The 8824-nt window shown below is 51.4% G+C and carries 6 protein-coding genes; 3 read left to right on the top strand and 3 right to left on the bottom strand.

Features of this window, described 5'->3' with window-relative positions; all coding sequences use genetic code 11:
• Window positions 1-448: 448 nt before the first annotated feature.
• Together AC0QH1_RS02135 and AC0QH1_RS02130 are read right to left on the bottom strand one after the other, a co-directional pair.
• Window positions 449-898 carry a YlqD family protein gene (locus AC0QH1_RS02135; protein WP_324629134.1) on the bottom strand — a complete coding sequence of 150 codons (450 nt, stop codon included), beginning with the start codon at window positions 896-898 and terminating at the stop codon, window positions 449-451.
• Window positions 899-983: 85 nt separating this feature from the next.
• Window positions 984-2984 carry an AMP-dependent synthetase/ligase gene (locus tag AC0QH1_RS02130; RefSeq protein ID WP_324629133.1) on the bottom strand — a complete coding sequence of 667 codons (2001 nt, stop codon included), beginning with the start codon at window positions 2982-2984 and terminating at the stop codon, window positions 984-986.
• Between the two features lie 393 nt (window positions 2985-3377).
• Between AC0QH1_RS02130 and AC0QH1_RS02125 the strand changes: the two genes are divergently transcribed.
• Window positions 3378-4169 carry a putative periplasmic lipoprotein gene (locus tag AC0QH1_RS02125; RefSeq protein WP_324629132.1) on the top strand — a complete coding sequence of 264 codons (792 nt, stop codon included), beginning with the start codon at window positions 3378-3380 and terminating at the stop codon, window positions 4167-4169.
• A 256-nt stretch (window positions 4170-4425) separates the two neighbouring features.
• Here AC0QH1_RS02125 and AC0QH1_RS02120 read toward each other — a convergent pair whose 3' ends face one another.
• Window positions 4426-5298 carry an MBL fold metallo-hydrolase gene (locus AC0QH1_RS02120; RefSeq protein WP_324629131.1) on the bottom strand — a complete coding sequence of 291 codons (873 nt, stop codon included), beginning with the start codon at window positions 5296-5298 and terminating at the stop codon, window positions 4426-4428.
• A 92-nt stretch (window positions 5299-5390) separates the two neighbouring features.
• Between AC0QH1_RS02120 and AC0QH1_RS02115 the strand changes: the two genes are divergently transcribed.
• A complete protein-coding gene (locus AC0QH1_RS02115; protein WP_324629130.1) occupies window positions 5391-5651 on the top strand; it encodes a hypothetical protein in 261 nt (86 codons plus the stop codon).
• 331 nt (window positions 5652-5982) lie between these two features.
• A complete protein-coding gene (locus tag AC0QH1_RS02110; protein ID WP_324629128.1) occupies window positions 5983-8736 on the top strand; it encodes a cation-translocating P-type ATPase in 2754 nt (917 codons plus the stop codon).
• Window positions 8737-8824 lie beyond the last annotated feature (88 nt).

Raw genomic sequence — 8824 nt, 5'->3', positions numbered from 1 at the left:
ATTGTGAAATTCTCTTAACCTTTAGTTTTCCGAGGTTTTCGGAGGGCTGTTTTGTCTCGGTTTACACCGTTTTGTTTCGGCCAACCATCAGACTTACCATCCTCTGGGGGGGTCAGCCTCGGGGGCTGTATTCCTTGCCCCGCTTACGTTTCGGGCATTTATCCTCCACTTTTGCGGGAACGAATCGCACAAGCAAGATTCAATTGTAACCCGATCTGTCCCGTTGCGGATCGCGGTGCGGGGGTGGGGGGATGGTGGTGTGCCGATCGCGTTTCCCGTGCAATCTGCGAGTTGCGTGAAGGCGCTCAACGGGCAACGGTTGCCGGGGTCAGCCTCGGGGTTTTCCCCGGGCAATTGAGCGGGGAGTGCGCGATCGCACCCCCGTGTGAGTGTTGCAACTGCTCGAGGAAGCGCGATCGATTGAGTGGCGATCGCCCAGGTTTTGCGGTTACAAATCACCGCGAATTTCTTCTACCACGCCATCGCGCACCACTATTTCCACCTGCATTTTTTTCGCCAAATCGTCGCCTCTTTCCACCTGAAAAAAGCTGTCTATCTGACCGCTTGCCACTTCCCCTTCCATTTCCAGGGTTTGCACTTGTTGTAAATCTTGCAGAATTTTATTTTTCTGGTCGAGCATTTCTTTTTGCTTTTGGCTCACCTGAACCTTGACATTTTCAATTTGTTGTTGTACTTGAGGTCCGGGGGGTTGCAGACCTTGACTTTGCAGGTTAGAAATCATCTGTTGTCCCTGCATTTCCAGTTGCTGCATTTGGCGGTCAATTTGGTTAATTTGGTTTTGCAGTTGTTGCTGGACTTCCTCCTTCCAGCGCGGGGTGACAATCGCCTTGACCACGCAAGAGCGCTTCAACGTTAATTTAGAATTAGAGACATCCATAGAAATCTGACCTCTGGGAAATTTTAAAGAACTTTCCGTGCCGGAAATTGGCAACGCTATGCTAGCACGAACCGCGCGAATCGGATTAAGAGCGGGCAAACATATCGGCGATCGCCTCCCGATAGCGCTCCATCACCACAGGTCTTTTGATTTTCAACGTTTGAGTTAGCAAACCATTGTCCATCGAAAACGGTTCGGCGATCGTGCGAAACGGACCGATCCGGTCATCCGGTCGATAAGAGGGACGATTTTTCACCTCGCGATTTAACTCCTGACGAAACAACTCCCGAACTTGTGGACTCTCCAGAGTAATTTCATCGGGAGATAATTCCCCACCCGATTCAGAACCGGGTAAACGCAATCGCAGATTTTGCGCCGCCGCCCACTTTTCCAATGCATCGAAATCCGGGACGATCAAAGCACCGAGACTCCTTTCGTCTTGACCGACGAGCATAATTTGGGAAATATACGGACTTCGCAAACATGCATCTTCAATCGGTTGCGGTTCGATATTTTCGCCGTTGGTGAGGACGATGGTATCCTTTGCCCGACCGGTGAGCACTAAATCCCGTCCGGGGGTCATCCACCCCAGATCTCCGGTATCGAACCATCCTTCCGGATCGATCGCCTTGCGGGTGGCTTCCGGGTTTTGATAATACCCTTGCATCACTTGCGGTCCGCGCGCCAACACTAATCCTTTTTCGCCAATCGGAAGCGGTTGACGAGTTTCGGGATCCACGATGCGGATGTCGGTTTCGGCAAGCGGGCGTCCGGCGGATCCGCGCAGGTTATGCCAGAAGCGCCGCGCGGTCAGCACCGGCGAGGTTTCGGTTAACCCATACCCGACCAGCACTTGCAAGCCGACGATTTCTAAAAAGCTTTCGATGTGCATGGCGAGGGATCCGCCGCCACTGATAGCATATTTGAGTTTGCCCCCGGTGGCTTGGCGGACTTTTTTGTAAACCAGTTGAACGCCGATCGCGTGCAAGGGCCACAGCAGCACTCGCTGAATCGCCGCTACTCCTTTTTCCTTCACCCTGGGGGGATGCGCTGACAGGTGCAGTCCTTTCAGGGTGCGTCCGGCTTCCACATAACGCTGACTAAATCCGAGCAAGGTATTGACTAATTTTTGCTTATTGGCCGGCTGCTGGCGGAATTGCTTTTGCACCCCGTCATAAATCGATTCCCAGAGTCTGGGAACTGCAACCATAAATTGCGGTTGATGTTCTTTGAAGTCGGATTTTAGGGAGCGCAGGTTGGTATAAATTTGGGTACAGCCTTGGGAGAAGCAGAAATACTCGCCAGTTCGTCCAAAGGTATGCCAGGTGGGTAGGATGCTGAGCAGGCGATCGCCCGGTTGCGGCTGAATCACCCCGGAAAGGTTGGTGATTTGGTGCAGCAAGTTGCCGTGGGTGAGCATGACGCCTTTGGGGAAGCCGGTGGTGCCGGAGGTGTAAATTAAGGTGGCGACGGTATCGCGCTTCAGGGGGGCGGGTTGTCGCTGCGCCTTGGCACCTTTGGCCATTACTTCGCTGTAGGTCAGGACCGGCACCGGCAGGGTCTGTTCCCGGATCGGTTCTTCTTCCGAGAGCAAGACGATCCACTGGATGGGCAGGTCATCGAGTCCGGGCCGCAGTTTGTTCAACACTGCCCGGTTGTCCACCACGAGGGCCATGCTGCCGCTGTGTTTGAGGATATAAAGCAGTTCTTCGGCATCGGCGTCGGAACCGCGCACCACATCTGCCGCACCGGCCATAATCAATCCGCTATCGGCAATAATCCACAGGGGACTGTTGTTGGCAAACAAGGCGACGCGGGGTGGGAGGCGATCGGCGATCGCGGGCAGTCCCAAGGCTTGCACCCCCGCCGCAAATTGCTCCATGCGATCGACCAGTTGCCGATAGGTCAGTTTGACTTGGGGTTTGGCGTGGGGGTCGAATAAAGCGAGAATGTCGCCAAAGCGCGATCGGGTCTGGGGCCACATTTCGGCCAGGGATTCAATCGATCGATATTCTGGCTGTTGCTTTAAATAGGCTTTTTCTCGCGGGTCGATTGTCGTAGGACTAGAAGAGGCGATCCGATTCATGGCGCAAAGTGGGTGTTGGGGAAACGGTTCTGGTTTACCAGGTTAGTATTGATAAAAGATTACATTAGCCTAAACATTTTCGGGACGGTTTGGCAACTGACCCCGGTGATTGTTTCACCCCTGTCTCGGTGCGGTTAGGCTGTTTGCAGAGGGTCGCGATCGCCGCTTTCCCGTGACGGGCTATCTTGTTTTCTCTATTGCCACCGGCGCAAAATTTTATCCTCTAAATGGACTGACGGGCAATTCTTTCCCGTGGGGGTTTATTTTTTTTCAGAATTGGTGCAATCTTCCGCGCCCGGATCGGCTCGGGTTTTCGTGGCTTTCGCGCCGGCAAACCTCCACCAATCTCTCAAAAAAACAGTCGTTTTTCCAGGATTATACCCTGCAATCGAGATGATAAAATCCCAATCTTCGATCGCGTGGCTGAGTTGTTTGATGTTGCTATCCGCTTGTGCCAATTTCCCGACCTCGGGGATGCCTGTAGACTCTTCTCCCAACCCTTCTGCGGCTGCATTTGAATTGCGATCGCCGCTTCAAATTGGCGATCGCGTGGTAGAGGGGTCGATTACTGTAGAACAAATTGCCGAATTGATGGGGGAAAAAATTCCCCTCGGTGCGGATGACCCGAAAGCTTACGAGTTTCTCTCCACGCCCTCCGGTCCAGTTCGCGTGGAAACCTGTGGGGAATATTTCGCGGCGATCGCTGATGGCGCTTTCGCCCAAAGTACCTTCGACATGACAATGGAAGGCTTCTTTAAACGGGCGTGCAATCCGCTCAAATACCTACAGTCTGCCACGGTTCCTACCCAAAGTTACCTCCCGGAATTTGTCTTAACCGACTTCGATGCTTTACCCGTTATCCTGATGCGCGGCATTAACCCGGATGCAGCGGCACAATTAGAAGAAGATACCGCCCAAGGTGTCACCTTGGCCGATTATATCGCCAACACTAAACTGGTGATTACCCGTCAAACTCCCTACGAGCTAGAAGTGGAAGAAGAGGGGGGCATGTTGTTCTCTTGGCGAGAAGTGGTTCGGGCAGATTTCAATGGCGATGGTTTGGAAGATATGCTGGTATTTGCCAACCAAAACTCTATGGAAGGAACCTTTCGCAGTTATTCCCATTGGCTGTTAGAAAAAACCGAGGACGGTGAGGGAATTTATCGCGTTTCTGCCCTAGATTAATCGGCGATTTTATGCCTCATTGACTCCCTAACTCATTCCCAGCACATGCTGGGAATGCCCCTTCCAAGGCTCTGCCTCTCCCAGTAACCATACCCCATAATTTTGCCGCGTTTCTATCAAAATTGTTTCGTTTTTTTGCTCCAAATCGGTGCGTGTCCGGGGGATGAATTGGCCTGTTTTGTGTTTCGATGGGGTAGCCCCGGCCACACACCCTACGGTTAATTTTAAACGGGTTTGTTTGGCCAAGGGGAAAAACTTATTGATGTTTCATCCAGGCAATGCACTGGTGCAATTGCTTTTTCATGGTTTTGCGATCGCTGTGGTAGCGGCGACCGTGACCGGGTAGCACCCATTCAAAGGAATACGCTGGCAGTTTTTCCATCGATTGGATTAACTCAGACCAATCATACCAACAAACCCGACGGAAGGCAATTAATTGATTTAAGGTGTCTGACCATGCCAGATGATCGCCGCTAAAGAGGAATTTATTATCGTACAATAACACGGTGTGACCTTTGGTGTGGCCGGGGACAGGAATCACTAACAAATCCGGGGCGAGTTGGATGGGGTCTAAACCTTCGAGTTTGATTTCTACATCGCGGGTTTTGGGATTGATTTCTTCTTGATGAAGTATGCGTAGACAACCAAAGCGATCGTGAAATTTTTGATGATCTGCCACATCATCGCGATGGGTGAGGTACATCAATTGCACGCCGCCCATTTCTTCCAATCGCTTCACCAACGGTGGCGAATACCGAGGCGAATCCACTAAAATATTCCCGGAGGGGCGGCGAATGAAATAACTTGCCGCACCAAAAGAACTTTCGGCATGATAGCCGCAATGGTAAACGTTGTCATCCACTAAAAGGGGAAAGCTTTGTTGAGCTTGTTTGATATCTGTCGGTTTGTGGACCGTACCGATGGAAGCGGTGGGACAGGATAAAAGGGCCTGCATCGCGCGCAGTCTTTCGGTGTCGGTTTCCGGTTGATGATGAACTGCTGACTGTTTCCCTTCGCGATCGAACACTTCTGGGGTCATCCACCGACAGGTATCGCAATCAATGCAGGTGGTATCTACGTAAAATTCGCCGCTGAGGTTTTCGGTTCTTCTTCGATCTAAGGTTGCCATATTTCTCCTTTGGTTTGACAGCAATAAAATTATGCGAAAAATTGTAATATTTCAAAAAGCTGCTGTAAATTCGCATAAAATCCCGAACTGCTATGTTAAACCCCGTTACCGAACCCGAGGATTTTTTGCGGATTGGATTTTGGGCGATCGACTGTTGCGATCGCGCGGGTTTTTCGCATAGCGGGTATTTTTTTATTGTAGCTGGTGGCCGTGACGGAGTAGAAATACTCAGGGTCAGTGGAGATTGGGTGAATCGCCCCATAGCAGGGGAATTGGGGTCATCCCATCGGTTTTCTCACCGGGGAATTGGGGTAGCGATCGCGACAACTCAGCGCAATGCACACTTTTGCTGATTTGTCAATATCCCTACAGTTCAATTGACGCATAGAGACAGTTTGCTACAATTCAGATAACGCAAAAAAATAAACTTCCTTTTAACAAAGGAGCGATTAATTTTTTTCCGAAGAGAATGGGCGAGCCGAGGTAGGCAATTGCTCATTTGGCAAAGGGTTTTCCCTAACATACCCATAATAATTTTCTCAAATTTTAGCGAAAATCGTGGCTGTTTGCGAGGGCAACGGGAGCGATTTATCGGAGAATTGCCCTAGCAGTCGGGCGAAGTTTGCAATAGAAAATTTTCCAGCAATTAAGCAAACTGACCGTAGATTAATATCGGGAGGAAGAATGACAGAAATTCCCCAGAAACCCTGGACAAAATCCACAGAAGAAATCCAGCAAAAACTGGATGTTTCCCAGAAAGAGGGACTGAATAAATCCGAGGTCGAAAAGCGGCGGGAGGACTATGGTGCGAACCGCTTAAAAGAAGCGAAAACCCGCAGCAAGTGGGATATTTTAATCGAGCAATTCAAAAGTCTGATTATTGGATTATTAGCCGTAGCGGCGATCGTCTCCTTTATTGTGGGAGAGTGGATCGAGGGCATTGCGATTTTAATTGCGATTTTAATTAACGCTGCCATTGGGTTTTTTACCGAAGTGAAGGCGGTGCAGTCCATGAAATCGCTGCAAGAATTAAGCAAGACAAAAGCTCACGTGCGGCGAGACGGACAAGTCGAAGAAATTCCGGCAGAAGAAGTGGTTCCGGGAGACATTGTAGTGCTTTCCAGTGGGGAATTAATCCCGGCGGATTTGCGATTGATTGAATCGTCGAAATTGCAAATTAATGAATCTTCCCTTACTGGGGAGTCAGTGCCGGTCTCGAAAAGTACCGAACCGATGGCGGAAGACGCCTCCCTAGCGGACCGGAAAAATATGCTTTATAAAGGCACTGCCCTGACGCGCGGAAATGGGGAAGGGGTGGTGGTTGCCATTGGGATGCAGACGGAATTGGGAAATATTTCCGAGATGGCACAGGAGGCGGAGGAAGAAAAAACGCCTCTGGAACAACGCCTGGACAAGTTGGGGCGGCGGTTAGTGTGGGTGACGCTAGGGATTGTGGCGGTGGTGGCGATCGCCGGCATTCTCGGCGGGAAAGATTTATTTTTGATGCTCGAAACTGCGATCGCCCTGGCAGTTGCTGCCATCCCGGAAGGATTGCCAATTGTAGCTACAGTGGCCTTGGCGCGCGGCATGTGGCGCATGGCGAAACGCAATGCTTTGATTAACCAGCTTTCTGCGGTGGAAACCCTGGGCACCACCAGCGTTATCTGTACGGACAAAACCGGGACGCTCACCGAAAACCGGATGACGGTGACTAAAATTATCTTACCCTCCGGTGAGATCGAAGTCACCGGGGAATCCCTGGAACCGAAAGGGGAATTCAAACAAAACGAGAGCAAAATCGACCCCAACGACCACCCCATTCTGGGCGATTTGCTCGAAGTGGGAGTGCTGTGCAATAATGCCGCTTTGCAACCGGAAAACTCCAACGAAAGTCGGGTGGTGGGAGATCCGATGGAAGTCGCACTATTAATCGCTGGGGGCAAAGCGGGACGCGATCGCGATGCCTTGCTCGAAAAAATGCCCGAAGCGCGAGAAGTTGCCTTCGATCCGGAAACCAAAATGATGGCCACATTTAACGAAATCGACGGCCAGTATCGGGTGGCGGTGAAAGGCGCACCAGAAGCGGTTCTCGAAGTATGCTCGCACATCAAAACCGACGACGGTGAGGAAGAAATGGACGGCGATCGCACCCAACAGTGGAAAGATCGCAGCAACGACCTCGCCGCACAAGGATTGCGGATTCTCGCCCTGGCAGAAAAAACCGCCTCCGCCACAGACACCGACCCTTACTGTAATCTCACTTTGTTAGGTATTGTCGGATTGCTCGATCCGCCGCGCCAAGATGTGCGAGACGCCTTAAACGAATGTCACGACGCCGGCATTCGCGTTATCATGGTCACCGGCGATCAACCCGTCACCGCCCGCAATGTGGGAATATCCGTGGGATTGACCGACGATGAAAATGCCGAGGTGGTGCGGGGGAAAGAACTGAAAAATCCCGAGGAACTATCGGACGAAGAACGCCGCCGCATGGTGGAAGCGCCGATTTTCGCCCGGGTTAGCCCGGAGCAAAAGCTGAATTTAATTACCTTGCATCAGCAAAATAATGCCGTGGTGGCGATGACCGGCGATGGGGTCAACGATGCACCGGCTCTGAAAAAAGCCGATATCGGCGTGGCAATGGGCGCAAGAGGCACTCAGGTGGCGAAGGAAGCCTCGGATATGGTGCTGCAGGATGATGCGTTTGCCAGCATTGTGGCGGCGGTGGAACAAGGACGGGCGATTTTTAACAATATCCGCAAGTTTACTTTATACTTGCTCTCCGGAAATGTGGGAGAAATTATCGCCGTGGGTGCCGCTTCTATTGTCAATGCACCGCTGCCGTTGTTACCCTTGCAAATTTTGTATCTGAACGCCATTAATGATGTGTTTCCCGCTCTAGCGTTGGGTGTGGGCGAGGGGGAACCAGCCCTGATGGAACGTCCGCCCCGGAATCCGCAAGCGGGTATTCTCACAAAGCGCTATTGGTGGGCGATTTCCGCCTATGGCGTCCTGATTGCGGCAACTACCGTGGGCGCGTTTGCGATCGCCTGGTACAGTCCCAATATTGAAGTGCAGCAACTCGACCCCTCACAGCAAGGCATGGAGGCTAACAAAGCCATTACCATTTCCTTTCTCACTCTCGCTTTCGGACGCTTGTGGCATGTGTTTAACATGCGCGACAATTCCTCCGGTTTATTCCGCAATGAAATTACCAAAAATCCCTATATCTGGGGCGCACTCCTGATTTCTATCGGTTTGCTCTTATGTGCGGTGTACGTTCCCGGTCTTTCTGATGTCCTGAAAACCGTTCCTCCCGGTCTCAATGGTTGGATTGTCATTCTGGGCATGAGTTTCGTGCCATTGGTTATCGGACAAATTGCTAAGGTGATTATTGGCGATCGGGGGCAGAAAAAATCCTCCCAGCAATCCGGTTAGAGTAAGCGGGGGATTGAAATCGCGCCTTGGCAATCCAAGTCCGCCTATGCGGACTCATTCTTTTTGCAACATTCCTCCGCACATCATA

Source organism: Phormidium sp. CCY1219, assembly GCF_055795085.1.
This window is presented reverse-complemented; position numbering and strand designations above follow the sequence as displayed.